The sequence below is a fragment of the uncultured Endozoicomonas sp. genome (assembly GCF_947495845.1).
In the GTDB taxonomy this organism is placed as follows: Bacteria; Pseudomonadota; Gammaproteobacteria; order Pseudomonadales; family Endozoicomonadaceae; genus Endozoicomonas.
The window spans coordinates 280,516-306,182 of record NZ_CANMAO010000001.1 but is presented as its reverse complement, the minus strand read 5'-3'; the positions used below and the strand labels follow the sequence as shown (position 1 = coordinate 306,182).

The 25,667-nt window shown below is 48.5% G+C and carries 22 protein-coding genes; 17 read left to right on the top strand and 5 right to left on the bottom strand.

Going from position 1 to position 25,667, the window contains the following annotated elements:
* Nucleotides 1-266: 266 nt before the first annotated feature.
* The 7 genes from Q1B11_RS01315 (at nt 267) to Q1B11_RS01285 (ending at nt 8,114) form a co-directional block, all read left to right on the top strand.
* Nucleotides 267-1,649 (top strand): V-type ATP synthase subunit B, encoded by a 1,383-nt coding sequence (locus tag Q1B11_RS01315; RefSeq protein WP_299726178.1) that lies wholly within the window; start codon nt 267-269, stop codon nt 1,647-1,649.
* A 5-nt stretch (nt 1,650-1,654) separates the two neighbouring features.
* A complete protein-coding gene (locus Q1B11_RS01310; protein WP_299726176.1) occupies nt 1,655-2,281 on the top strand; it encodes a V-type ATP synthase subunit D in 627 nt (208 codons plus the stop codon).
* A 75-nt stretch (nt 2,282-2,356) separates the two neighbouring features.
* Nucleotides 2,357-4,171 (top strand): V-type ATP synthase subunit I, encoded by a 1,815-nt coding sequence (locus Q1B11_RS01305; RefSeq protein ID WP_299726173.1) that lies wholly within the window; start codon nt 2,357-2,359, stop codon nt 4,169-4,171.
* 2 nt (nt 4,172-4,173) lie between these two features.
* A complete protein-coding gene (locus tag Q1B11_RS01300; RefSeq protein WP_067514342.1) occupies nt 4,174-4,623 on the top strand; it encodes an ATP synthase subunit C in 450 nt (149 codons plus the stop codon).
* 149 nt (nt 4,624-4,772) lie between these two features.
* A complete protein-coding gene (locus tag Q1B11_RS01295; protein WP_299726164.1) occupies nt 4,773-5,456 on the top strand; it encodes an ATPase in 684 nt (227 codons plus the stop codon).
* A gap of 69 nt (nt 5,457-5,525) precedes the next feature.
* Nucleotides 5,526-6,215 carry a DUF2764 family protein gene (locus Q1B11_RS01290; RefSeq protein ID WP_299726161.1) on the top strand — a complete coding sequence of 230 codons (690 nt, stop codon included), beginning with the start codon at nt 5,526-5,528 and terminating at the stop codon, nt 6,213-6,215.
* A gap of 36 nt (nt 6,216-6,251) precedes the next feature.
* The gene (locus Q1B11_RS01285; protein ID WP_299726158.1) at nt 6,252-8,114 is read left to right on the top strand and encodes a V-type ATP synthase subunit A; all 1,863 of its coding nucleotides are present in this window, start codon (nt 6,252-6,254) and stop codon (nt 8,112-8,114) included.
* A gap of 37 nt (nt 8,115-8,151) precedes the next feature.
* Here the strand turns inward: Q1B11_RS01285 and Q1B11_RS01280 are convergent, their stop codons facing one another.
* Together Q1B11_RS01280 and Q1B11_RS01275 are read right to left on the bottom strand one after the other, a co-directional pair.
* Nucleotides 8,152-8,985 carry a hypothetical protein gene (locus Q1B11_RS01280; protein WP_299726155.1) on the bottom strand — a complete coding sequence of 278 codons (834 nt, stop codon included), beginning with the start codon at nt 8,983-8,985 and terminating at the stop codon, nt 8,152-8,154.
* Between the two features lie 147 nt (nt 8,986-9,132).
* Complete coding sequence (locus tag Q1B11_RS01275; protein ID WP_299726153.1) at nt 9,133-10,731, bottom strand: hypothetical protein; 1,599 nt, start codon at nt 10,729-10,731, stop codon at nt 9,133-9,135.
* Nucleotides 10,732-11,181: 450 nt separating this feature from the next.
* Between Q1B11_RS01275 and Q1B11_RS01270 the strand changes: the two genes are divergently transcribed.
* The 10 genes from Q1B11_RS01270 (at nt 11,182) to Q1B11_RS01225 (ending at nt 22,821) form a co-directional block, all read left to right on the top strand.
* On the top strand, nt 11,182-11,991 hold the full coding sequence (locus tag Q1B11_RS01270; protein ID WP_299726150.1) for a transporter substrate-binding domain-containing protein: 810 nt from the start codon (nt 11,182-11,184) through the stop codon (nt 11,989-11,991).
* Nucleotides 11,992-12,000: 9 nt separating this feature from the next.
* Nucleotides 12,001-12,987, top strand: a complete 987-nt coding sequence (locus Q1B11_RS01265; RefSeq protein ID WP_299726147.1) for an amino acid ABC transporter permease — start codon at nt 12,001-12,003, stop codon at nt 12,985-12,987.
* Nucleotides 12,971-13,714 (top strand): amino acid ABC transporter ATP-binding protein, encoded by a 744-nt coding sequence (locus Q1B11_RS01260; protein ID WP_299726144.1) that lies wholly within the window; start codon nt 12,971-12,973, stop codon nt 13,712-13,714. The genes Q1B11_RS01265 and Q1B11_RS01260 overlap by 17 nt, the downstream gene beginning before the upstream one ends.
* A 177-nt stretch (nt 13,715-13,891) precedes the next feature.
* Complete coding sequence (locus Q1B11_RS01255) at nt 13,892-14,275, top strand: MerR family DNA-binding transcriptional regulator (protein WP_299726141.1); 384 nt, start codon at nt 13,892-13,894, stop codon at nt 14,273-14,275.
* Nucleotides 14,276-14,320: 45 nt separating this feature from the next.
* Nucleotides 14,321-15,490 carry an isovaleryl-CoA dehydrogenase gene (locus tag Q1B11_RS01250; RefSeq protein ID WP_299726138.1) on the top strand — a complete coding sequence of 390 codons (1,170 nt, stop codon included), beginning with the start codon at nt 14,321-14,323 and terminating at the stop codon, nt 15,488-15,490.
* A 22-nt stretch (nt 15,491-15,512) separates the two neighbouring features.
* On the top strand, nt 15,513-17,120 hold the full coding sequence (locus Q1B11_RS01245) for a carboxyl transferase domain-containing protein (protein ID WP_299726135.1): 1,608 nt from the start codon (nt 15,513-15,515) through the stop codon (nt 17,118-17,120).
* Between the two features lie 14 nt (nt 17,121-17,134).
* Entirely contained in the window at nt 17,135-17,956 is an 822-nt protein-coding gene (locus tag Q1B11_RS01240; RefSeq protein WP_299726132.1) for an enoyl-CoA hydratase-related protein, read from the top strand.
* A complete protein-coding gene (locus Q1B11_RS01235; RefSeq protein WP_299726129.1) occupies nt 17,953-19,896 on the top strand; it encodes a biotin carboxylase N-terminal domain-containing protein in 1,944 nt (647 codons plus the stop codon). The genes Q1B11_RS01240 and Q1B11_RS01235 overlap by 4 nt, the downstream gene beginning before the upstream one ends.
* A gap of 17 nt (nt 19,897-19,913) precedes the next feature.
* Nucleotides 19,914-20,852, top strand: coding sequence for a hydroxymethylglutaryl-CoA lyase (locus tag Q1B11_RS01230; RefSeq protein WP_299726126.1), 939 nt, complete (start codon nt 19,914-19,916; stop codon nt 20,850-20,852).
* A 22-nt stretch (nt 20,853-20,874) separates the two neighbouring features.
* The gene (locus Q1B11_RS01225) at nt 20,875-22,821 is read left to right on the top strand and encodes an acetoacetate--CoA ligase (RefSeq protein WP_299726123.1); all 1,947 of its coding nucleotides are present in this window, start codon (nt 20,875-20,877) and stop codon (nt 22,819-22,821) included.
* A gap of 43 nt (nt 22,822-22,864) precedes the next feature.
* Here the strand turns inward: Q1B11_RS01225 and Q1B11_RS01220 are convergent, their stop codons facing one another.
* The 3 genes from Q1B11_RS01220 to Q1B11_RS01210 all read right to left on the bottom strand — a co-directional run bounded on the left by Q1B11_RS01220 (nt 22,865) and on the right by Q1B11_RS01210 (nt 25,349).
* Nucleotides 22,865-23,953 (bottom strand): SMP-30/gluconolactonase/LRE family protein, encoded by a 1,089-nt coding sequence (locus Q1B11_RS01220; RefSeq protein ID WP_299726120.1) that lies wholly within the window; start codon nt 23,951-23,953, stop codon nt 22,865-22,867.
* 20 nt (nt 23,954-23,973) lie between these two features.
* Nucleotides 23,974-24,669, bottom strand: coding sequence for a glutathione S-transferase N-terminal domain-containing protein (locus tag Q1B11_RS01215; protein WP_299726117.1), 696 nt, complete (start codon nt 24,667-24,669; stop codon nt 23,974-23,976).
* Between the two features lie 107 nt (nt 24,670-24,776).
* A complete protein-coding gene (locus Q1B11_RS01210; RefSeq protein WP_299726114.1) occupies nt 24,777-25,349 on the bottom strand; it encodes a hemerythrin domain-containing protein in 573 nt (190 codons plus the stop codon).
* Nucleotides 25,350-25,667: the final 318 nt, after the last annotated feature.

Below are 25,667 nucleotides of genomic sequence, written 5' to 3'. Positions count from 1 at the left end.
CTTTCTGATGCTTTTTCTACACTGTTTTAAACAACACCTGAAAAAGTAGCCTTCCTGAGCCTGATCCACGCCCCCGGGGTTGTCCATGATCATTTGCGATTAGCGAAAGCGGAGAGAAAGCTCGTCTGCTTTTCAGTTTTTGGAGGCGCATAGTGGTGCTATGCAACGAGGAAAACTGAAAAACAGGGGTGCTTTATCACCGGTTGCAGCTTGCAAAAGATCATGGACAGCCCTTCGTATTTTCCCGGCAAAATAGAGGAGCAGTAATGCCCCAGAGTCTATTGCGATACACCAACATTCTCAGCATTGTTGGTGACCTGATTCGTGTCCATGTACCGAATCTGGCTGAAGGTACTGCACAGGCCAACTACGGTGACCTGGCGCTGATTGAGCAGGATGGGCAAACCTACTCCATGGCACAGATCATCAAGATCGACCATGAAGAAGTGTCTCTGCAGGTCTTCACTGGTACCAAAGGTCTGTCCACCGGTGCTTCTGTCTGCTTCCTCGGTCAGGCCATGAAGACCACCTACTCGCCCAATGTTCTGGGTCGAATTTTCAACGGAGCCGGTGAGCCCATCGATGGCGGCCCTGCGCTGGAACAAGATCCGAAAGTCGAGATCGATGGTCCTTCTGTAAACCCGGTTCGTCGTGTATTAGCGTCCCGCATGGTGCGTACCAACGTTCCCATGATCGACGTGTTCAACACGTTGGTGGAATCCCAGAAAATCCCTATTTTCTCCGTTGCCGGTGAGCCTTATAACCGCTTCCTCGCCCGTATCGCTATCGAAGCTGAGGCGGACGTCGTCGTATTTGGCGGCATGGGTCTGATCTTCGACGATTACCACTTCTTCCGTACAACCTTTGAAGAAGCAGGCGTCTCCGCTCGTACCGTTATGTTCACCAACCTGGCCTCCGACCCGACGGTTGAACGTCTGCTGACGCCGGATATGGCGCTGGCGGTGGCAGAGCATTTTGCGGTGGAAGAATCCAAAAAAGTTCTGGTTCTGCTGACCGACATGACTTCCTACGCCGACGCCATGAAAGAGATTGGTGTCGCCATGGACAAGATCCCGGCGAACCGTGGCTATATGGGTGATCTGTATTCGCAGCTGGCTCGTCGCTACGAAAAAGCCTGCGACTTTAAAGGTGCGGGTTCCGTTACCATTCTGGCAGTAACCACCATGCCGGGTAACGACGTAACCCACCCGGTTCCGGACAACACCGGTTACATCACCGAAGGTCAGTTCTACCTTCACGAAGGTCATTTGGATCCATTCGGTTCCCTCTCCCGTCTAAAGCAGATGGTTCAGGGTAAAGAAACCCGTGAAGATCATCCGGCCATCATGAACACCATGATCCGTTTCTACTCTGATTCCGTGAACGCGGCGCAGAAGCAGGCGATGGCGTTTGAACTGTCCAACTACGACTTGAAAACCATCAAGTTCGGTAAGCTGTTCAAGCAACGCTTCATGTCTCTGGATGCCGTTATGCCTCTGGAAAAAGCACTGGATCACTGTTGGGAGACCATGGCTGAATGTTTCGGCCCTGAAGAAACTCTGATGAAGCAGAGCCTGCTGGAAAAATACTGGCCGAACTTTGATCAGCTGGCCAATGAAGATGCGACAGAAGCTGCGGCCGAGGCGTAATCATCATGGCCAAGGTAGCTCTCAACAAAAGTTCATTAAACAAAGAGAAGCGCAGTCTAAAAACGTTCAACCGTTATTTGCCGGCTCTTGAGCTCAAGCGCCAGCAGCTGATGATGGAACGCAAAAAGGCCGAAGAAGCCCTGGCAGAAACCCGGGAAGAACTCGCCGATGTGGAAAAACTGGTTAAACAACAGTTGCCCATGCTGGCACGACAAGATGTGCAGGTCGAAAATCTGGTAAAGGTCACGGACGTGCGCCTGAAACAGGAAAACATCGTCGGCACATCGGTTCCTGCGGTTGAGCATATTGAAATTGCGCTGACACCTTACAGTGATCTGGCAAAACCCCACTGGGTGGATTATCTGGTCGAGCTGTTGCAAAAAATGATTCGCCTGAAAGTTGAACTTCAGGTGCGTCAGCTGCGACATAAAGAGCTGGACAAGGCGACCCGAACCACATCACAGCGGGTAAACCTGTTCTCCAAGGTGCTGATTCCTCAGACCAGGAAGAACATCCAGAAAATCCAGATCTATATGTCTGACCAGGACAGAGCCAGCGTCATGAACGCCAAGCTCTCCAAGGGCAAGGTTCTGGCCCAGGAAGCCAAAGGAGGTCGTTCGCAGGCGAGTTAAACGACTCACACAGTGTATTCGTGGGAACTCCATGTGGGAACTCCATGATGTTACTGAACTGCGAAAGTATTGATTATGGCTATTAAACGACTTAACAAGATCACGCTTTACGGTCCCAATCACGAAAAAGATGGCATTCTGAAAGGGCTGCAAAAGCTCGGTTGTCTGCATCTGATTCCGCTGACTGAGAAGCCAGTCGAAGTGCAGGTACAGCCCGGTGAGGCCAGTGAGGCCAAGATCTGGCTGGAACGAAGCCCCAAGCAAAGACGACAGGTGCGTAATTTCCGGGAACGGAAAGAAGTGGCACAGATTGACGACATTGTTCATAAGATTCTCGACAACAAATCGAAGTTTCGTGAACAGTCCGACATCCGTGACAAACTTCAGGAGCGCATCCGTGACGTTCGCCCCTGGGGGGAATTTGCGTTTCCTGCTCTGAACGATCTGGATCATCAACGACTCTGGTTCTACGTGCTGTCTAACGGCGAACTGGCTGCGATGCAGGATGCTCTGAAAGAACATGAACTGGCCTGGGAACTGATTCATCAGACCCAGAAAGACAGTTATGTGATCGTGGTATCTGACGAAGAGCCTGACGAAACCCTGATTCCTTTTCCTCGTTCCCACGTGGGCAAGATTCCACTGTCCCGCCTCGAAGAGATGTTGGATGAAGCGGAAGATGCGATTGAAGATCTTCTGTCGGAACGGGAATCTCTGACTCGCTGGAATTATCTGTTGGATCAGGTATTGGCTGCCCGTATGGACAGTGCAGATCTGCAACAAGCCAACAACAGCACCATGGATGAAGAAGAATTCTTCCTGGTGCAAGGTTGGGTGCCGGTGTCAGAGCGGGAAGCGGTAGAAGCCTTTACTTCGGCTCATGGTGTCGCGGCGATCTTTGAAGCACCGGCAAAAGACGACAATCCACCCACGCTTCTGGACAAACCAGCCGGAACCGGTGGTGGTGCCGACGCCCTTGGCTTCTTCCAGACGCCAAACTATCGCGCCTGGGATCCGGGCAATGTGGTGTTTTACTCGTTCTCGCTGTTCTTTGCGATGATCATGAGTGATGCCATGTACTGTCTGATTTTCGCCCTGATCATCTTCCTCTGCCGAGGCAAGCTGAACCAGAGCGAAGCAGGTAAACGACTGATGAACCTTGGTTACTTCATGTCCGTCGTTGGTGTGGTCTGGGGTGTATTTATCGGCAGTTACTTTGGAGCGGCACCTTCCGAGGGCAGTTTCCTTGGACAACTGGCGTTTATCAACCTGAATGATTACAACGCGATGATGAAGTTATCGGTGATTATTGGTGTGTCCCACCTGGTGGTCGCCAACGTAATGACCGCTGTCGTCAATCGTGGCTCCAGTTATGCATTAGCCCCTCTGGGCTGGGCAACACTGATGGCCGGTGGTACCTCTATCTGGCTGGGCATGACAGATACACTTCCAGCGTCGTTCGAGACCACCATTGGTCCCGGCATGATGATTGGCGGTGCTGCACTGGTCTTCCTGTTCTCCAGCGACCGCGCCGTATCATCGTTTAAAGATCTGATTCTGAGAATGCTGGATGGCCTGAAAGCCGTCTACAACATTACCGGCGCCTTTGGTGATGTGCTCAGTTATATGCGCCTGTTTGCTCTCGGCCTGTCCGGTGCATCTCTGGCCATGACGTTTAACTCTTTGGCTATGGACGTTCTCAATTCCAGCCCCGTCACCGGTGTGCTGTTTGCGGGAGTCATTCTGCTGCTGGGCCACATTCTTAACTTTGCGCTCTGTATCATGAGCGGTGTGGTTCACGGTATGCGTCTTAACGTCATTGAATTTGTTAACTGGGGACTGTCTGACGAAGGCTACCCATTCAAAGCTTTTAGTAAACGAGAGGATTGAAAATGGAAGGTTTGATTATTGCACTGGGTTGGGTAGGTGTTTTCGCGCCGGTTGCTCTGGGTGCTGTTGGTTCAGCTATCGGCTGTTCCGTTGCAGGTCAGGCTGCCTGTGGTGCGATGCTGGATGTTGAGAGTGGTTACGGTAAGTTCGTTGGTCTTTCTGCGATGCCTTCCTCTCAGGTTATTTACGGCATTGTTATTATGTTTACTCTCAGCGCAATCGGCGTTACTGACGCCAGTGCGCCCGGTCTGTTCGGTATTGGTCTGCTGACGGGTATTGCGCTGATGTACTCTGCTATCTATCAGGGTCAGGCGGTTGCTGCAGCGATCAATGCTTCTAAAAACAAGCCGGAAGTGTTTGGTCTGTCCATCGCACCGGCTGCTATCGTTGAAGGCTTCGCAGTATTCGCCTTCGTATTCGCTTTGGTAATGGGTCAGGGCATCGTTGCCTGATGACGGGTTCTGCCACGAACTCACTACACCTCGTTCCCATGCTTCGCGTGGGAATGCATACCTGAGGTTCAAGTGGTTCCCACACAGAGCATAGGAACCAGAACAGGGTTTGTGGTCGGCCTAAAGCCCCAAAGATACAGGATTCGAATATGAGTATTGCAACCCCCGAAGGGAAAACCGTTTCCGTCGGCGTTCAGGAACTGATTGAAAAGCTGCGCAACCAGGGTGTTGACAGTGGTCGTCAGGAAGCCAGCAAAATTGTTGCGGGTGCAGAAGCCCGCGCAGCAGAATTGATTGCCGACGCCGAAAAGCGTGCCAGCGCCATCGTGGGCAAGGCCCGTGAAGAAGCCGGCTTTATCACCAAGGCTGGCACCGAAGCGCTGCAACTGGCAGAACGTAACGCCATTCTTGAGCTGAAAGATTATCTGCTGAAAACCTTCTCCAACCAGATCCGTGCGGTGGTCAGCCACTCCATGGAAGGCGATCAACTGCTGGAAAAAATGATTGTCGAAGTCGCTGGCCAGAACAACCTGCACGGCGAACAGAACATCGAAGTGATTCTGCCCAGAAAAGTCATTGGTGTGGATGAACTCCGTGACAACCCTGAGTTACTGAAAGCGGGCGGCCTGCTGGAGTTCGCCATGAAGCGCGCCAGCGATATGCTGGAAAACGGCGTGACCTTTACCACCGGTGGCGTAAGCCAGACAGGTATTTCCTTCCGCCTGAAAGACAAAGACATTCAGGTTGAGCTGACCGATGAAGCGGTTGCTGAAGTTCTGCTGAAGCACTTGCAACCACGCTTCCGTGCGCTCCTGGAAGGTATCATTAAATAATCAGTGATGTCCGTCGGTAGTCGAATTAAACGACTGCCGACTGATTCCATACTGAACTAGGAGAGTAAGATGGCAGACAATGCCTACTATACCCTGCTGACATCGCTGCCCCATATCGACTCGCTGTTTAACAGCAAGATTACGCCGATCTCTCGCATTCAGCTGGATCGTCGACTGTCCATGTTGTCGACCGCCGATCAGGAAACCCTGGTTAAGGTTGAGCAGCTGGTTCACTGGAGCCATTTGGGCGACGACGTTAAAGAAGAGTATCTGATCAATCTTGCGGAGCGTCTTCTGCAGCAGCTGGACAGCACTGACCTGAAAGAGCTGGTGAACTGGCGCCTTGATATGCGCACCATTGCCGCAGCCCTGAGACGTAAAGCCCAGGGTATTCAGGCACCGACGTCTGCTCGCTGGAGTTACGGCAGCCGCTACGCTTACATTCGTCGCAACTGGAACCACCCAACCCTTGGTTTGCAGAACGCGTTTCCCTGGATTCCCACTGCCGTGGAGTGCCTGAATAAAAAGGATTACCTCACGCTGGAAAAAACGGTCATGGAAGCGGTTTGGAACAAACTGAATGAGCTGAGCGCCCGTCATCGTTTTGATTTTGAAGCGGTCGTGATCTACTTGCTGCGCTGGAATCTGGTGGCACGGTGGACATCCTATAACGGCGATGAAGCAGTGGTTCGATTTAATGACCTGACTCAGCAAGCACTGGGCACATTTGCTCACCAGCTACCAGGTTCTCCGAATTAAAACGAAATTCGACGAAATACGACAACGGTTATACACATGACTGAAACAAATGATCTGATGCAACAGGCCACTGCCCGAGTGGTCGCGGTGATGGGTGATATCATCACCATTGAAAGCATCGCAACCGGCATCGGCCAGGGCGAAGCACGCAAGCCCCTGGTAAAGAACGAGGTAGTCTACGTACTACCAAGCCGCCGTTCCAATGAAGCGGTGGAAGAACAGCTGATGGCTGAAATCCTCCGGGTAAAAGGCAACACCGCAGACATTCAGGTATTCGAAGAAACCCGTGGCGTTGCCGTGGGTGACCTGATTCTCCAGACCGGAAAAATGCTTTCTCTGGATCTGGGTCCAGGTATTCTCAGCATGATCTACGATGGTCTGCAGAACCCACTGGAACAGCTGGCCAATTTACACGGCAGCTTCCTGCAGCGTGGTGTGCAGGTTCAGTCTCTGGATCATACACGCACATGGGCGTTTACTGCCGTTGCCAAAATTGGCGATAAGCTCCACGCCGGTGAAACATTTGGTACCGTACCGGAAGGTCGCTTTACCCACAAAATCATGATCCCATTTGAAACTGTGGGCGAAGTGGAAGTGGTGTGGATGCAGGAAGGCAACTTCACGGTGGACACCGTGGTTGCTCGCGTTAAAAACCAGAAGGGCGAAGAAATTGCTCTGACGATGTATCAGAAATGGCCGGTTCGTAAATCCATTGCTGAAACACTGGCCGCTAAAGGTAAGACTCACCGTCTTTACCCAACAGAGCCACTGATCACCACCACACGTATTGTGGATACTTTCTTCCCAATCGCCCGTGGTGGTACTGGCTGCATTCCTGGTCCATTCGGTTCTGGTAAAACCGTGTTGCAGCACGGCTTCTCCCGTTATTGCGACGCGGACATCGTCATCGTCACCGCCTGTGGCGAACGTGCCGGTGAGGTGGTGGAAACCATCGAAGAATTCCCACACCTGCAGGATCCAAAAACCGGCGGTGCATTGATTGATCGAACGGTGATTATCTGTAATACGTCGTCCATGCCGGTAGCTGCTCGTGAAGCGTCTATCTACACGGGTCTGACCCTTGGCGAATACTACCGCCAGATGGGTTACAACGTACTGGCGTTGGCAGACTCCACCTCTCGCTGGGCGCAGGCCATGCGTGAAACCTCTAACCGTTTGGAAGAAATCCCGGGCGAAGAAGGTTTCCCAGCTTATATGGACTCCGCCATTAAAGGTGTATACGAGCGTTGCGGTGTCGTTTGCAACGAAGATGGTGATCAGGGTTCCCTGACCATGATCGGTTCCGTATCCCCTGCTGGCGGTAACTTTGAAGAGCCTGTGACTCAGGCGACACTGAGTACGGTAAAAGCGTTCCTCGGCCTGTCTTATGATCGCGCTTACAAACGCTTCTACCCAGCGATTGACCCACTGATCTCCTGGTCACGTTATCTGGATCAGCTGGAAGGTTGGTACAACAAGAACCTGTCGCCTGATTGGGTTTCCAACGTTAAGGAGATGCAGGAACTGCTGGTTCGTGGCGACAGCATCAACCAGATGATGCAGGTAACCGGTGAAGAAGGTATTACCCTGGAAGACTATGTGACCTTCCAGAAATCCTTCCTGCTGGACATGGTTTATCTGCAACAGGACGCCTTTGACGATGTAGACGCCTCCTGTCCGATTCATCGTCAGCAGGAAAACTTCAACCTGATCGTCAGCCTGATTCGTCAGCAGTACAACTTTGCTGATAAAGAAGAAGTGCGTGATTACTTTGTGAAGCTGACCGGCATGTTTAAAAACATGCACTACGCGCATCACGCTTCTCCGGAATACAACAGCTATATGAGCCGTATTCAGGAGTTGCGTAATCAATTTGCGGTTGGCGCGATGGCTGCCTGATAAGAGTTATTCCTCTGTCCATCCGGTTGATATCCAATCAACCGGATGTGACTCCAAAACCATCTGTTAACGCCCGCCACCAATAACATAAAGTATCACTGACCAGCCAACAACTACTGACTACTGCCTCACGAGGAATTTCAACAGGTATTTTACCTCTGTACTTGGTGGGATACTCTAAGGGCATTTCTTTTGCCGGTGTGGCACAGGGACAAATTCCTTTTGGTTGTTTCGGACAGTTTGCAGTATCAATAATAAATGGCTTGCTGCCTATAGAGCGCATGATCAAATAATTAAAAAGCACTCTAAAGATATTCATGTAGATTTCTTTCTTTTTCAAACGCTCAGATTCTTTTCCCTGCAAGTATGGGATCAGATCAATACATTCTTTTATTTTTCCCCAGGCAAACCATCCTCCATTAATATTGCTATATACGTGAAGTAAGGCTGCACATAGAAAAGGAGGGATTTCTGAATAGTTTATTTGTGGAATCAAACCAGGGTTTGATAAGTAAAATGATAACCGGGAAACTAGCTCTGGCGTCAACGTTATGACTAACTCCGCTCCATTTAGGCAATATAGACAAAGTGTCGCCCCCGACATGACAAATAACGCAGTGACCGCAATAGACGTCATATTTAAGTGGCGTTGCCCACCCTCACCTTTTGGAAGGTACATCTGTAATACTCCGGACCCAAGCTTCATAACGCCTCGACACCAAACTCTCCCTACTTCTGCATCAAAATCTACTCTTGGGTCTATCTTGGTTTGAGCAACACCACTGATAGTTGGTGATTCATCTACTGACAAGCTTGTCGGATTTAAATTACCCCCAGAGCTTGCGCTTGCCGCACCTCCGAATAACTGCATAATAAATACTTATCCTGATACTGGTAGCTCCTCAAGGGGCCTGATTTATTTAGGTGTCATCAGACAATATAAGACAGCAAAGGAAAACGCACATTAAAAACTAGATTCTCACTCCTATTTAAAAAATAATTCTAGTTATATTACTTTCTAAACTTCAGTTCCTTGCGCATTAAGGGATAAAGTCCAACCTTTAACGGTTATCATCCTTCCAGTGCTATCAGCGCCAAAAAGGCTCCATTTACCATCACGCGCACTGCCGTCTAGTGTTTTGGTAAAATGAAAAATTAGATCACTGTCATTCTGTTCCCTGGTAAAACTGTCCTTTTCAGTATCCGAACCATCATACAATGAGATATGTTGATTATCTGGCGTGATCAATGCCAGTTTAAAGGTAGAGAGCTCATCGCTATCAACACTGTCGAACCCACCTAGAGTCACATCAACCGTTACTTCTCCTTTAGCAAAGTAAGGGGCTACAATGTAATTGCTGACAGGGGTAATCTTTATGCAATTAGCTTCCTTATTAGTACGCACTCTGTGTGTTGGAAACTCATCGCTGTTATATGTACCAGTCGGGAACCATGCGCTGACATACTCCAGACACCCATTTTTTTTGGGATCATCAAGAACTAACCTCCAATCACCATGTTGTTGGTCTTTATCTAATTGAAAATTGAAGTCACAAGACAGTACGCCATTAGATCCTACTGGAGCACAGTGTTTAGAATTGTCTACTTCTCTGTTTAGTGCGTAATCAATACCTATATCTTTTGATAAAATCGTTCGATTACCTTCTGTACTAATCAGAGTAAGTGACATGCCATTAAAATCTTCAGCCCTTCTATTTAAAGACCTTCCCATAGTTGTCAGCTCTGCTACAACCCGAACGGTCCCTACTCGGGTCGGTTCATAGTTATGCACATGACTTTCAGCATGATACGTGAATAGAAGTTTTGGTTTATCCTTGGTAAATACCATCTTTCTATACCACTGTTGTACATCAGTTTTAGTCTCGGTAGCCGACAGTTGTCCATCTGAAATTCCAGAGTATGCATTAGGGTCATCGCCCTGCATCATATTTTCATCCTCATCAGCAGGCTTATCAATATTTTCCATGCTTTCTACCTCACCCACCTTGCTGCTATTTTTCTTAGATTGAGAAAAATTATTCTGACCTACAATGTCAGATTGCGAAGCATCCCTTCCAGCGCCCTCCTTCTGCTCGTTGACGACCTTAGCAGTAGAGCTCGTTTTTTCCGTTGTAGTTGTCACCGGTGTTGAGGCTGTAGAAGAAACAGTTTTTACATCAGCATCCGCTTCCTTTTCATGGTTACGTAGCGAGGGGGTTAACATTGAATTACCGGGCTGGCCTGATTGTATTAAAGGAGAGAGCATGGAGTTACCAGAACTCGAGCTAGTGACATTGAGACCTGTCACATTCCGATCTGACAGAACAGCTTCAAGCATATTTCCACTATCACCAGATTGAGTACCAAGATAAATCGCTGCAAAAGTCGCCCCTACGAATAGGCATCCGCCAACAACAGCTATTACAACTTTCCTAGGCCCCCAACCACAACTGTTCTCGCCGGACGCCTGCTTACTGCCTTCAACATCACCATTGCACACATTTAGCAGGGCTGTTTCATCGGAAGGATTTTTTGTAATATAACTAGTTGCAGAATCGGATTCAGATACACCATTGTTCATTTTAAACACCTCAAACCAAGCATCAATAACTGCCATTAGATCTAATGGCTACTGAATTTGACATTCAGACAGTCACAATGGTTCAAGGCTGCATATAATACTTTATTTATCAAAAGCCATTTAAAATGCTATTCACTCATAATTACAAAAACGACATAAAATCACACTTTAAATAATAGGAAAATCCAATTCATATCAAAACTGATCACGTTGCACCCAGCGTTTACATATCCATTTTCTGAATCAACAACAAAGGTAGATATTGATTTACCATTTATAAATTTCAAGTCAAGAAGTTACGAAACTGCGTCTCAGTTAATCACCGATTTATTGCGCTGGCAATACACAACAGAGTATGTACAATGCGAACTGTTTCCTCGTAGAACTATTTTATTACGAGGTGTAGCAGACACGGAACAGTCAGCAAGATAATAAAGATAATCGGCATCGGATAAACAGGAGATCCGGCTGCTTTAAGGAGTAATAATGAAAAGAATAACCACCCTGCTGGCATTCTTGCTGGCATTCAGCTCTTCGCTGTTCGCCTCTTATAATCAAATCTGGGAAGAATCCACCCTGAACCAAATCATGGAGCGTAAAGTTCTGCGTATTGGTTTGGATGCAGGTTATATGCCTTTCGAGATGACCAACAAGCAAGGCAAGATCGTTGGCTTTGATGTAGACGTCGCTCGTCAAATGGCTAAAGCCATGGGCGTTAAGCTGGAAATTGTGAACACTGCATGGGACGGTATCATTCCTGCACTGATGACGGACAAGTTCGACATCATCATGGCCGGCATGACTCTGACTTCTCAGCGTAACCTGCAGATCAACTTTGCCAATCCTTACATTGTCATTGGTCAAAGTGTACTGGTTCGTGAAGGCCTTGAAGATGAAATCAAATCTTATAAAGATCTGAACGACCCTAAGTACATTGTTGCATCCAAGCTGGGCACCACTGGCGATATCGCCGCTAAGCGTTACTTGAGCAAAGCCAAGTTGAGATTATTTGAAACTGAATCCGATGGCGCTATCGAGGTTCTCAACGGCAAAGCAGACGCTTTTGTATATGACTTCCCATTCAATGCTATTTACGCAAGCCAAAACCCTGGCAAACTGGTTCACCTGGACTCACCATTTACCTATGAGCCTCTGGCTTGGGGTGTGCGTAAAGGCGACCCGGACTTCATCAACTGGCTGAACAACTTCCTGACCCAAATTCAGGGTGACGGTACTTACGATAAAATCTACGCTAAATGGTTCGAAAGTTCCGAATGGCAGAAGACGTTGAAGTAACGCCTGGTGATGAACGGTAAACCCGTTAAAGGCCAGCCATTGCAAATGGAAAAGCAGCCTAACCAGGTTCTCTGGAACCTGGTCTTCGCTGCCTTATTGCTGCTGTTGGGTCTGGGTATCTACAAATCAAGTCAGGCTATTGACTACATCTGGCGCTGGGACCGAATCCCCCAGTACATTCTTTATCAGGCTCCGGAAGAACTCCGGGCTGAATTCGACGGCAACATTGAGGTAGACGATAAAGGACAACTGACACTGGTGAATGAGTATGACAGTAGTGAACAAGTGTCTTTTACTGATTATCAGGAGATTGCCGTTTTTGAAGGAGACCTGATTTTTGAAGGTGACCTTCTGGCGACCAATTATCAATGGCAACCCGGGCCTATTGCTACCGGCCTATGGATGACCATTAAGTTATCACTGGTCTCCATTGTTTTTGCCATTGTGCTTGGGGCATTAGCAGGGCTTGCCCGTATTTCACCCAATCCGGCACTGCGGCATATGGCAACCGTGTATGTTGAGTTGGTTCGCGGTACGCCATTGCTGGTTCAAATCTTTATTGTCTACTTCTTTATTGGGACGGTATTGGATCTGGAGCGGTTTACCGCTGGCGTTGTGGCGCTGTCAGTCTTCACCGGCGCCTATGTTGCAGAAATCATTCGTGCAGGCATTGAGTCCATCAGCCGAGGGCAGATGGAAGCAGGAAGAAGCCTTGGCATGAGTCGCTCCATGACCATGCGCTACATTATTCTGCCACAGGCGTTTAAGCGGGTATTGCCACCTTTAGCTGGCCAGTTTATCAACCTGATAAAAGACTCTTCGCTGGTATCCGTCATATCGTTAACCGATCTGACCAAAGCGGGTCGAGAAGTAGTCAGTGTGACCTTCAGCCCCTTTGAAGTGTGGTTCAGCATTGCACTGCTGTATTTACTGTTAACGGGCACCCTGTCCTGGCTGGTGCGTCGTATGGAGGTGAAGTATGCCGTCAGAGACTGAAGTCATCATCCAGGCGACTGGGGTAGAAAAGATCTACCCCAATGGGGTTCATGCGCTGCGTAATGTTTCCCAAACCATTTATGAACAAGAAGTGGTGGTAGTAATTGGCCCCAGCGGCTCAGGCAAATCCACTTTTCTTAGAACCCTGAATCAGCTGGAAACCATTAACGACGGTGAAATTGTCGTTGATGGTATCTCCCTGACCACCCCCGGAGACGTCAATAAACTCCGGGAAGAAGTGGGCATGGTGTTTCAGTCATTCAACCTGTTCCCGCATTTATCGGTGATGGACAACATCTGTCTTGCACCTATGAAGGTCCGAGGAATCAGTCGTGCCGAAGCGCAAGAGCGCTCTAGAACACTGCTGCAAAAAGTCGGCCTTTCAGATAAAGCAGACAGTTTCCCCGCGCAATTATCCGGCGGCCAACAACAACGAGTCGCAATCGCCAGAGCATTGGCAATGCAACCTCGCATCATGCTGTTTGATGAGCCCACCAGCGCACTGGACCCGGAGATGGTCGGCGAAGTGCTGGATGTTATGAAACAGCTGGCAAAAGAAGGTATGACCATGGTTGTGGTTACCCATGAAATGGGCTTTGCCCGGGAAATGGCCGACCGGGTGTTGTTTATGGATGCTGGCGAACTGCTGGTAGACAGTGAGCCCAATGCGTTTTTTGATGCTCCGAAAAACGAGCGCTTGAAAACCTTTCTTAGCCAAGTTATATAACCCTCCTCTCTCTTATTGGTTGATGATTTACGTCTCAACCAATAAGTTTCCTTCCTGATTTTTTCAACCCTTTAGCCATCAACACTGGAAATAAGCTGGCCCTTAGTTTACGTTTACGTAAAGGGAATCTATACTCTGCATTATATAAGCGCACAAATTATCAGGGTTGCCTCCGATATGCCTGAAACGACGTTTACCATCTCAGAGCTGGCTCGAGAGTTTGATATCACCCCTCGAACCATACGCTTCTACGAAGATGAGGGATTACTAAACCCTGCCCGCAAAGGCATGCAGCGCGTGTACAGCAAAAAAGACCGTGTGCACCTTAAGCTGATCGTCAGAGGTAAGCGGCTGGGCTTCAGCCTGGCTGAATCAAAGGCTTTGATCGAAATGTACGACCCAAGCTCACAGAATACCGACCAGCTTCAAGCTTTACTGGATGCTATAGACCTCTCCAGTGAGCGTCTTGCACAACAGTTGGCGGATATCCAGATTATGAAAGATGAATTAGCCAACGCCAAAAAGCGTTGCCAGAAAGCGATGCGAGACAATAAAAAGTAAATACCCACAATCCTGAATTAATAAAAATAAAAGTGAGGATTACCCATGAGCCAGTACAGCCAACTCAATTACAACCTCGGAGAAACCAATGACCTGTTAAGAAATCAGGTCAGGCAGTTTGCTAAAAAAGAAATCGCCCCCCGGGCAGCGGAGATCGATCAGAGCAACCAGTTCCCCTCAGATTTGTGGCAAAAAATGGGCGACATGGGATTACTGGGGATTACCGTCAATGAACAATTGGGCGGTTCTGATATGGGCTATCTTGCCCATGTTATCGCCATGGAAGAGATCAGTCGTGCATCGGCCTCTGTGGGGCTGAGCTACGGAGCACATTCCAACCTCTGTGTTAACCAGATTCATCGCATGGGAACCGAAGCACAGAAAGATAAATATCTACCTGACCTGATTAGCGGAAAAGCAGTTGGTGCTCTCGCCATGAGCGAACCCGGTGCCGGTTCTGATGTGGTCAGCATGAAACTCAGAGCGGAAAAAAAAGGCGACAAATTCATTCTGAATGGCAACAAGATGTGGATCACCAATGGTCCCGACGCTGCCACTTATGTGATCTATGCAAAAACAGAACCGGAAAAGAAATCCAGAGGGATAACAGCCTTTATTGTTGAGCGGGATTTCCCCGGTTTTTCCAGAGCACAAAAACTGGACAAGCTGGGCATGCGAGGTTCTAACACCTGCGAACTGGTCTTCGAAGATTGTGAAGTGCCGGAAGACAATATTCTCGGTGCCTACAACGGTGGCGTTGAAGTATTGATGAGTGGGCTGGATTACGAACGGGTTGTTTTATCCGGCGGTCCAACCGGCATTATGCAAGCCTGTATGGATGTGGTGGTGCCCTATATTCATGATCGCCAGCAGTTTGGTAAGGCCATTGGTGAGTTCCAGCTGATTCAGGGCAAAGTAGCGGATATGTACACCCGAATGAATGCCAGTAAGGCTTATCTTTATACGGTCGCTGCCGCCTGTGATCGTGGTGAGACAACTCGAAAAGATGCCGCTGGCACGATTCTCTATTGCGCAGAACAGGCAACCTCTCTGGCACTGGATGCCATTCAGATTCTGGGAGGGAATGGCTATATCAATGATTATCCAACGGGTCGCCTGTTAAGAGATGCCAAGCTTTATGAAATTGGTGCTGGTACTTCTGAAATTCGTCGTATGTTAATTGGTCGGGAGTTGTTTCAGGAAACCGGCAACTAATTGATGGATCAAGGAGTTTCTTATGGTTGCGCTTACCACCAACATTAATATCGACAGTGCCAGCTTCAGTGACAACCGTCGTCAGATGCAGTCACTGGTTGATGAGCTGAATAAAACTTCTGAGCGCCTGAAACAAGGGGGTTCAGAGAAAGCCCGGCAAAAGCACACCAGCAAAGGTAAATTGCTCCCTCGGGATCGCATTGCCATGCTTATCGATCCCGGTTCACCCTTTCTCGAAGTGGGGCTGCTGGCCGCTGAAAATGTCTACGAAGATTATGTGCCCTGCGCCGGTGTAGTGGCTGGTATTGGACGAATTTCTGGCCGTGGCTGCATGATTGTAGCCAATGACGCAACGGTAAAAGGTGGGAGCTATTTTCCCCTGACAGTTAAAAAGCATTTGCGGGCACAAACCATTGCCGAACAGAACCATTTACCCTGCATTTATCTGGTGGATTCTGGTGGCGCCAATCTACCACGGCAGGATGAAGTCTTTCCCGATAAACACCATTTTGGCCGAATCTTCTTTAATCAGGCCAACTTATCCGCCAAAGGCATTCCACAGATTGCTGCTGTGATGGGTTCCTGCACTGCCGGCGGAGCTTACGTGCCCGCCATGGCCGACGAAAGCATTATTGTACGACAGCAAGGCACTATTTTTCTGGCTGGTCCTCCCCTGGTAAAAGCAGCGACTGGGGAAGAAATCAGTGCCGAAGCATTGGGTGGTGCCGATGTTCACTGTCGTCAATCCGGGGTTGCTGATCATTACGCCAATAACGATGCCCATGCTATTCAACTGATTCGCCAATCTGTCTCCCGGCTAAACACCGTGAAAAAGGCAGAGTTAGATTTGAAACCGAGCCGTGAACCTTTGTACGACATCAGTGAACTCTACGGCGTTGTGCCAACGGACTTGCGTCAACCCTACGATGTGCGGGAAGTGATTGCCCGAATCGTCGATGATTCCGACTTTGATGAATTCAAAGCCTTATTTGGCGAAACATTAGTCTGTGGGTTCGCAAGGATTCACGGCTATCCGGTAGGCATTCTTGCCAATAATGGCATTCTGTTTTCAGAGTCGGCTCAGAAAGGCGCACACTTTATTGAATTATGCTGTCAGCGTCGTATTCCACTGGTGTTTCTGCAAAACACCACCGGCTATATGGTGGGTTCACAGGCAGAATCCGGTGGCATTGCACGCCACGGTGCAAAAATGGTGAACGCTGTCGCTTGCGCGAAAGTGCCCAAATTCACAGTCATTATTGGCGGTAGCTTTGGTGCCGGTAACTACGGCATGTGTGGGCGCGCTTACGATCCACGATTTCTCTGGAGCTGGCCAAACGCCCGTATTTCCGTCATGGGCGCAGAACAAGCGGCTGGTGTTCTTGTTCAGGTCAAACGGGATGCCATGGACAAGCAAGGCACGCCATTAACGGAAGAACAGGAAACAGCCATCCGTCAGCCCATTCTTGATAGCTATGAGCATCAGGGAAACCCTTACTACGCCAGTGCACGGCTCTGGGATGATGGGGTCATAGATCCGTTAGAGACGAGAACGGTCTTAGGGCTTGGTCTTTCAACCGCCATGAACGCACCGATTGAAGACACCCGGTTTGGCATATTTAGAATGTAACAGGACTCATTACCATGACCGCTTCGAATAATAATAATCTGGTGCTGGATGTAGAGCCCCTTAAAAACGGCAGTGGTGTTATAGCCACGCTGTGTTTAAACCGACCTGAAATGGGCAATGCGCTCAATGAAGCTCTGATTGCGGAGTTTCACCGAGCATTGGATGAGCTCGACCAACTGCCTGTTCGATTGTTGATACTGAAATCCAGTGGCAAGCACTTCTGCACCGGCGCTGATCTCAACTGGATGCGCCAGTCAAAAGATCTCAGCCAAGAAGACAATTTCAAAGACGCGCAACAATTAGCTCAACTGATACAACGTCTGGATCTTTTCCCTGCCCCCACACTCGCCTTAATTCAAGGTGCCGCTTATGGCGGTGCGCTGGGGTTAATCACCGCCTGTGATATGACCATTGCAACAGAGTCTGCCCGCTTCTGTTTAAGTGAAGTGAAGCTTGGGTTAATGCCAGCGGTCATCAGCCCCTATGTGGTTCGCGCGATGGGCGAGCGTCAGGCCAGACGGTACTTCCTCTCCGCTGAAACCATCAATTGCTGGCAGGCTCAACAATTGAACATTATTCACGAACGTTGTCGTGAAGATGAGTTAGCTGCAACTGCACAGGCGATTGCAGAACAACTTTTGCAAAATGCTCCCATTGCCATGGCCGAAGCAAAACAGCTGATCCGTACGGTGAGCAACCAAACTATCAACGAATCGTTAATCAACACTAACTGCGAGAAAATCGCCAGGGTTCGAACCTCTGAAGAAGGCCAGGAAGGTTTATCCGCTTTTCTGGAGAAACGAACGCCTGCCTGGAAAGCGGGAGGCAACTCATGATTAAACGACTGTTGATTGCCAACCGTGGTGAAATTGCCTGTCGGGTTATTAACACCGCTCGCGCCATGGGCATCGAAACCATCGCTATCTATTCAGATGCGGATGCTCAGGCCCTGCACACCGAGCTTTCGACCAAAGCCATCTATATTGGGCCGAGCCCTGCGAGCGAAAGTTATTTAAAGGCTGACCACATTCTGGAGATCGCCAAACAGGAAGCGGTTGATGCGATTCACCCGGGCTATGGTTTTTTATCCGAGAACGCAGGTTTTGCTGAAGCATGCCAGAAAAGTGGAATTATCTTTGTTGGCCCACCCGCATCTGCCATCGATGCCATGGGCTCAAAAAGTGAAGCCAAAAAGATTATGGGGGAAGCGGGCGTTCCGTTAACGCCGGGCTATCACGGGGATAATCAATCCGATGAGCAGTTAACAAAAGAAGCGCAGCTCATTGGTTACCCATTATTGATTAAAGCCGCCTATGGTGGGGGCGGAAAAGGCATGCGGGTTGTGGATAACCCATCTTCCCTGCAGCAGCATCTGGACTCTGCACGACGGGAGGCAAGTAAAGCGTTTGGTAACGACAAGCTATTGCTGGAACGTTTTGTCACTACGGCTCGCCATGTAGAAGTTCAGATTTTTTTCGATCACCACGGTAATGGGGTTTATCTCTTTGACCGTGATTGTTCATTGCAGCGTCGCCACCAGAAAGTCATTGAAGAAGCGCCGGCACCGGGCTTATCGGATGAGTTACGCAAAGCGATGGGAAAGGCCGCCGTTGCTGCGGGTAAAGCGATTGGCTATCAAGGTGCCGGTACGGTGGAGTTTCTATTGGAAGGCGAGCAGTTCTATTTTATGGAAATGAACACTCGCCTGCAGGTAGAGCATCCGGTAACGGAGATGATAACGGATCTGGATCTGGTGAACTGGCAGCTTACCATTGCCGCCGGAGAACCTCTGCCGCTTCAACAACAGGAACTATCCGTCAATGGTCATGCTATAGAAGCGCGTCTTTACGCGGAAAATCCCCGACAAGATTTCCTCCCCGCATCCGGTCGAATTTTCTCACTGGCATGGCCTGAAACCCACGGCAATCTGCGCATTGATACCGGCATTAAAAAGGGCGACAGTATCACCGCCTGGTACGATCCGATGGTTGCTAAAGTGATTGCCCGGGGTACAACCCGTAATGCTGCCATCCAACGATTGCACGAAGCGTTAATGGAATACGGTCAGGCGGGTGTTTACGATAATCGTGATTTCTTAATACATCTGCTGAAAACGCCGGACTTTCAACAAGGGCTGTTGAACACTCACTTTATCGAGCAACATCCGTTTTCATCTGAACTAGACGATCAATATCAGGTACTTTCCCTTGCCGCTATTTATCAATATGAAGATCAATGTCAGCGTGTTGAGATAGCTTCCGCTTCCCTACAGCTTCAATCGATCGTGCATCTCACATTGGATGAACAGCTATATCAGATTCGTATCCATAAAGATGTGGATACCTATCATCTCCACTTCAATGATCAATCATTAAGCGTGATTGCCCACTGGCAACAGGAAAGTGAAGGCAAGTCGTGTCAGTTCACATTTTCCGCCTCCAGCAACATGGCAAAGGGTCGTGTGATTCCAATGCCCGGCGAGCAGCTAAAAGTTTTTCTTCCTGACACCAGTTATGAAGTCACTCTGCCTGGCCATAAGATTGACCATGATAACGATCAGGATCATAAACCGGTCGCACCCATGAGCGGAGCGATCACAGCCATTATGGTTAAAGAAGGTGAAATGGTTGATCAAGGCGCACCCCTGGTCATTATGGAAGCCATGAAAATGGAGCACTGTATTGCAGCCCGCGAAGCTGGGGTGATTAAGCAGATTCACTTTCAAACCGGTGATCAGGTGGCGGCAGGTGCAACCCTGCTAACGTTTAACGAATAAAAAACTGGAGACGTCAGATGACTGATAAATCTGTCACGTCATTAAAAGGATTCCCAAAAGCGGTGTCGCTGGTAGAGATGGGAGCAAGAGATGGTTTACAGAATCAGCCGGAAACCTTTTCTGCAAGCCAGCGTGCTGAACTGGTTGATAGTTTAGCCGCAAGCGGGCTTAAACGGATTGAAGCGGGTAGCTTTGTGTCACCTAAGGCGGTACCACAAATGGCTGGCTCGCAGGATGTTTTTTCAGCATTGAACAGAAAGTCTGGTGTCGTTTATAGCGCCTTAACACCAAACTTAAAAGGTTTTGAAGCTGCAATAGCAGCAGGTGCTGATGAGGTGGCTGTTTTTGCTTCCGCCTCTGAGGGTTTTAGCAAGAAAAATATCAACTGTACAATAACAGAGAGCCTTCAACGGTTTGAACCGGTCATGGACGCAGCTCAAAAGCATCACCTGAAGGTCAGAGGGTATGTTTCCTGCGTGATGGGGTGTCCATACGATGGCGAAATATCACCGGAACAGGTTGCCAGTGTTGCTAATGCACTTTGGCAAATGGGTTGTTATGAAATCTCTCTGGGCGACACGATTGGCGTAGGTACACCGCTCAAAGCAAAACGCATTTTTGCAGCCTGTTCCAGAAATATTCCAACTCAATCGCTTGCTGCTCACTTTCACAACACTTATGGTCAGGCCTTAACCAATATTTATGCACTGTTGGAAGAAGGGTTAACCGTGATTGACTCATCTATCGCTGGGCTTGGTGGCTGCCCTTATGCACCCGGAGCATCCGGTAATGTGGCGACGGAAGATGTCGTCTACATGTTGGAAGGCATGGGGATCAAGACCGGCATTGATCTAAAGGCACTCTTAAACACCGCCCGCTTTATTCATAGGGAGCTTGGCATTCCATCTCGCTCCAATGCAGGTGTTGCTCTGATACACTCAAACCTGAATTCATAAGAAAAAGAACAAGAGATATTCCATGACTGCATTATGGAAACCTGATCAAGAAGCCATAGCTTCATCGAACCTTCATGGGTTTATTGAGTATGTGCAAAACCATACTGGCTTATCCATGCCGGACTACCCAACACTTCATAATTGGAGTATCGAGGATCGCCCTCGTTTCTGGCAGTCTCTGTCTGACTTTTACCAAGTCATTTTCCATCATCAGCCATCTGCCATTCTGATCAATGATAAAATGCCCGGCTCTGAATGGTTTCCTGATTCCACTTTGAATTATGCGGAACACCTCCTGAAAAGGCGCGATGATAAAACAGCACTGATCTTTCGTGGAGAAAACGGCCATCGACGTACACTGAGTTATCAACAGCTGTATGAAGCCGTTGCTTCAGCTCAGCAAGGCTTGATGAATGCCGGCGTATCAAAAGGCGATCGTGTTGCCGCGTTCATGCCCAACTGCCTGGAGACAGTTACCCTTATGCTGGCAGCAACTTCTCTGGGCGCTATCTGGTCATCATGTTCACCGGATTTTGGCATTCAGGGGGTAATGGATCGATTTGGTCAAATTGAACCAAAACTGTTGCTTACCGTGGATGGCTATTTTTACGGCGGCAAACAGATCGACTGCCTTGAAAAAGTACGCACTATTTTAGAGAAGATTCCATCTATTCAGCAGTCCGTGATAGTTCCGTTTCTGAACACAAAGCTGGTGACGACGGATTTACCAAAGAGTGTGCTCTGGTCAGATTTTTGCAGCAGTAGTACGACTACAGATGTCATTTTTGAACCCGTTGCGTTTAACCACCCTCTCTTCATCATGTACTCATCGGGCACTACCGGCGTGCCCAAGTGCATCGTGCACGGCCATGGTGGAACATTACTGCAACATTTGAAAGAACTCGGGCTTCATACAGATTTGAAACCGGATGACACCATTTTCTACTTCACCACCTGCGGCTGGATGATGTGGAACTGGCTAGTGTCGTCACTGGCTATTGGCGCGACAGTTGTCCTTTATGATGGATCACCCTTTTATCCAGAACCGGCATCTTTAATAGACATGGGCGACGAAGAGGATGTTTCTATCTTTGGCACCAGTGCGAAATACATTGCCGCATTACAGAAAGCAGGTGTGAAACCAGCCGAATCCCATAATCTTGATAATTTGAAAGCGTTGCTTTCCACCGGTTCGCCCTTGCTTCATGAAAGTTACGACTACGTTTACCGTGATGTAAAACCGAATATTCGTCTTTCCTCCATTTCTGGTGGAACCGACATCATGTCCTGCTTTGCTTTAGGGTGCCCGATACTGCCGGTTTATCGGGGCGAGTTGCAATGCAGAGGGTTGGGCATGGACGTGGAATTTGTCGATCATGAAGGCAACCCTCAAGTTGCCGTGAAAGGTGAATTGGTTTGTCGATCCAGCTTTCCATCCATGCCCATTGGGTTCTGGAACGATCCTGATGGGAGCAAGTATCACGGCGCTTATTTTGATGATTTCAATGGCGTTTGGGCACACGGTGATTATGGCGAACTCACCAAGCATGATGGCGTTATTATCCATGGTCGTGCAGATGCCGTGCTGAATCCTGGTGGAGTGCGTATTGGCACAGCAGAAATCTATCGTCAGGTGGATAAAGTCGTTGAAGTGCTTGATAGCATTGCGGTGGGTCAGGAGTGGGGGGATGACACCAGAGTCGTTCTTTTTGTTCAGCTCAGAGATGGGCTTGAGTTGAACGAAGCGCTGACAAATAAAATCAGCACGACAATTCGCAGCAATACAACCCCGCGACATGTGCCAGCTAAGATACTGCAAGTGACGGATATTCCCCGAACGATCAGTGGCAAAATTGTTGAGGTGGCGGTAAGAGAAGTGATTCACAACCGTCCGGTAAAAAACACCGATGCTCTGGCAAATCCAGAAGCATTGGCGCTTTATAAGAATCGGCCTGAGCTATCAAGCTGAGCTATCAAGCCGAGCTATCAAGCCGTGCTAGCACAGTGATAACTCATTCTTTGTCCCAGCCTGCTTCAAGATATCCCAGCCTTGGTTCAGTCAGGCTGGTGACAATCAGTTCACCATCCGGGCCGGAGATCGCCCCCGTATTCATGGCATAGCGACCTTCTGCATCCTGCAATGTTTCCAGTACCTGACCATCGCCGTCAATATGAACAATATGAGCGTATCGCTGCGGTTTTGGCCTCAGGCTTTCAGGCAGCATTTGTACGATTTTACGAAGATATGGCCAGCTGGATAGCTTATCAATCGCCGCTGACCTTGGGCTAACCAACCCGAGCCAGAAGGTATTGTTTGCTGCCCGGGTCAGGTTATCCGGAAAACCAGGCATATTGGTTAACACTGCTTCACGCTGTCCCTGCTTATGCCCATCTAACCAGATACGATGAACTTTATAGGCTCCCGTCTCAATCACCAGAAGGTATTGTTCATCCTCGGAGAGTGCAATGCCATTGGCAAAGTTAAAACCATCCGTCACCACGTCCACCGTTTTAGACGCCGGGTCATACTTCAAAACCCTGCCGGTGGTTTGATGTTCCATCAAATCCAGCATGGAAGCCGCAAGGGTATCGCCACTGGCTGCAGCCCCAAAACGGGTACTGGAATCGGTAAAATAGATGACACCTGTCTTCGTGATATCCAGATTATTGGCATAGAGAATCGGTGAACCGGACGCTGTTTTATCCGCCAGTAACTCGACTTCATTCTTTTCATTCAGAACCATCAAGCCAAGAAAAGCATCTGCAATATAGAGCAAACCATCAGGGCCAAAAGCAAGGCCTAGAGGACGTCCACCAGTAGAGGCCAATGTCTCAGTAGTGCCTGTCTTTATATCAATTTGAATGATGGCACTGTCATGGGTGGCACCATAAAGATAACCATCGTTGCCTAATACGACGTCTTCCGGACCAGACCGGCCTTTAAGATCAATATACTTAAGGTCTGCCAACCTGTTATTAGTTGCAAAGCTGCCTGTATAACCTTTGCTTGATGGTGCTTCCCACGCTATTGGATCGATCTGAGCAGCCAGCAAAGTTGAACAGGAGAGCATCATCAGGAAAGCGACTATCTGAGGTTTCATATTATGTCTCTACCTGCGTATTAAATGGCCCGTTTGGCCTTTTCACCATACCCGTTAAATAACGCTCTCATTCGTTGGCACCAGATATTGACAGGATCATTCTCTGCCAAAATTTGTATCGCGGAGACACAATGCACCCACTGAAAGGCACCAAATAAAATATAATCTGCCCCTGCCGCCTGCTCGCCACTGAGAAATGGCTGCCACTCCAGCGTTTTTCTTACGGGTTCCAGCAAACGTCTGAAGGAGGCAATCGCTTCGTCCGATCGGTCACACAGCGATTCCAGGCTCATGCCCAATCGCTGCTCTCGGGTCTCCCGAAAGTACGCTTTATCTTTCTCATGGATGGCGTTGTAGATATCCAGAATCGTTATTTTTAATAGCGGTAAAAGTAATGTTTTATCCCCCCACTCTTTCAAATTAAAAGCGGCTTCTTTTGCTATCTGGTCGGCAAACAAGAGGGGCTTATCGCTATAAGCCGTATCCAGATAATTGATAATAGTCCATGAATCACTAATGATTTGGGCGCCATCCACCAGCACTGGCACTTTGCCTTGACCTGACAAAGCAATTGTCTCTTTTTCAGTAAATCGCCAGGGCCTGCTATCCACCTCAAGGCCTTTATGGAGCAAAGCCATTTTTACTCGCCAGCAATAAGGGCTGAAGCGCAGATCATCATTCTGACCGGCTAGATCATATAAGGTCATTCTCGTCATTATTGTTATCGTCCACTTCTAAGACATTAGACAAATGTATGTTAAACCGTAGGTAGATTCAGCATACATTATTCAAAAGAAGATGGCATTTCAGCCTAAGAATGATTTCATATTACATCGGGCATCAGTTCACTTTCCGCGATGTGCTGGTAGAGATTTTCGTACATTTCCCAGAGGTGGGCGCCAAACAGCGGGTCAGCCATCTGCTTCAAATCATCCTGAACTTGAGCCAGGTCATCTTCAGAAAGTAACGCCTGCATGGCCGGAATCATATACTGGTTTTCCAGCTCCATATGCTCTCTTTGCAACTCGCTATAAAGCACGTATTCAGAAAGCAAAAGATTAATCGGAACCACCTGATCTTTGGCTACGCTGGAAAAAGCCGCATTCAATTTCTGGGTCATCGCGGTGATCTGTTGATGCTGGTTTTCAATAAGGTCAAACTGTATACGATCATTCTGTCGTTCAAGTCGTGGACGTAGTCTGACCATCAGTCGAGACTCAATAGGGTGATGAAATGCATCCGGGTAATGATGGAGATAGTCCAGTGCCTCGAGAATCAGATTTATTCTGGGGGCGTATTCATTATCGTCGCGATACCTCGACACTTCCTGGTCGAGAAAGTCCAGCAGCCTGGTCATGTGCTGATGGTCTTTAATGATTTGCTCAATGACTGTCATCTTTCTATCCCTCATTCTATTTGTTCTTGCTTTACTTTGTATAAGGGTAGGCAGTGCCGTGTATTGACCTATATCATATTTTTCCTTTAAAACAATACACTCAGAAAGATCAAGGCCTTTGTTCTTTCTTACATTGCCTTTTCAATACACTACCTTCTTTTTATGCTCTGCATCAAAAAAAACAATATTCTCCATGGTAATATTCCGGCCATATTTTTACCCAAAGCACTTCAAGTTGCTACGCGGCGGCAAATGAGTGAAAACCCATGAGCTTACAGCTAGTAAGTGATTGGGGAGAACGAGTGCAGCCAACAAAGT

Coding starts and splice junctions, on each gene's coding strand:
- Q1B11_RS01315 (WP_299726178.1), top strand. CDS start 267: ATGCCCCAGAGTCTATTGCGATACACCAACATTCTCAGCATTGTTGGT.
- Q1B11_RS01310 (WP_299726176.1), top strand. CDS start 1,655: ATGGCCAAGGTAGCTCTCAACAAAAGTTCATTAAACAAAGAGAAGCGC.
- Q1B11_RS01305 (WP_299726173.1), top strand. CDS start 2,357: ATGGCTATTAAACGACTTAACAAGATCACGCTTTACGGTCCCAATCAC.
- Q1B11_RS01300 (WP_067514342.1), top strand. CDS start 4,174: ATGGAAGGTTTGATTATTGCACTGGGTTGGGTAGGTGTTTTCGCGCCG.
- Q1B11_RS01295 (WP_299726164.1), top strand. CDS start 4,773: ATGAGTATTGCAACCCCCGAAGGGAAAACCGTTTCCGTCGGCGTTCAG.
- Q1B11_RS01290 (WP_299726161.1), top strand. CDS start 5,526: ATGGCAGACAATGCCTACTATACCCTGCTGACATCGCTGCCCCATATC.
- Q1B11_RS01285 (WP_299726158.1), top strand. CDS start 6,252: ATGACTGAAACAAATGATCTGATGCAACAGGCCACTGCCCGAGTGGTC.
- Q1B11_RS01280 (WP_299726155.1), bottom strand. CDS start 8,985: ATGCAGTTATTCGGAGGTGCGGCAAGCGCAAGCTCTGGGGGTAATTTA.
- Q1B11_RS01275 (WP_299726153.1), bottom strand. CDS start 10,731: ATGGCAGTTATTGATGCTTGGTTTGAGGTGTTTAAAATGAACAATGGT.
- Q1B11_RS01270 (WP_299726150.1), top strand. CDS start 11,182: ATGAAAAGAATAACCACCCTGCTGGCATTCTTGCTGGCATTCAGCTCT.
- Q1B11_RS01265 (WP_299726147.1), top strand. CDS start 12,001: ATGAACGGTAAACCCGTTAAAGGCCAGCCATTGCAAATGGAAAAGCAG.
- Q1B11_RS01260 (WP_299726144.1), top strand. CDS start 12,971: ATGCCGTCAGAGACTGAAGTCATCATCCAGGCGACTGGGGTAGAAAAG.
- Q1B11_RS01255 (WP_299726141.1), top strand. CDS start 13,892: ATGCCTGAAACGACGTTTACCATCTCAGAGCTGGCTCGAGAGTTTGAT.
- Q1B11_RS01250 (WP_299726138.1), top strand. CDS start 14,321: ATGAGCCAGTACAGCCAACTCAATTACAACCTCGGAGAAACCAATGAC.
- Q1B11_RS01245 (WP_299726135.1), top strand. CDS start 15,513: ATGGTTGCGCTTACCACCAACATTAATATCGACAGTGCCAGCTTCAGT.
- Q1B11_RS01240 (WP_299726132.1), top strand. CDS start 17,135: ATGACCGCTTCGAATAATAATAATCTGGTGCTGGATGTAGAGCCCCTT.
- Q1B11_RS01235 (WP_299726129.1), top strand. CDS start 17,953: ATGATTAAACGACTGTTGATTGCCAACCGTGGTGAAATTGCCTGTCGG.
- Q1B11_RS01230 (WP_299726126.1), top strand. CDS start 19,914: ATGACTGATAAATCTGTCACGTCATTAAAAGGATTCCCAAAAGCGGTG.
- Q1B11_RS01225 (WP_299726123.1), top strand. CDS start 20,875: ATGACTGCATTATGGAAACCTGATCAAGAAGCCATAGCTTCATCGAAC.
- Q1B11_RS01220 (WP_299726120.1), bottom strand. CDS start 23,953: ATGAAACCTCAGATAGTCGCTTTCCTGATGATGCTCTCCTGTTCAACT.
- Q1B11_RS01215 (WP_299726117.1), bottom strand. CDS start 24,669: ATGACGAGAATGACCTTATATGATCTAGCCGGTCAGAATGATGATCTG.
- Q1B11_RS01210 (WP_299726114.1), bottom strand. CDS start 25,349: ATGACAGTCATTGAGCAAATCATTAAAGACCATCAGCACATGACCAGG.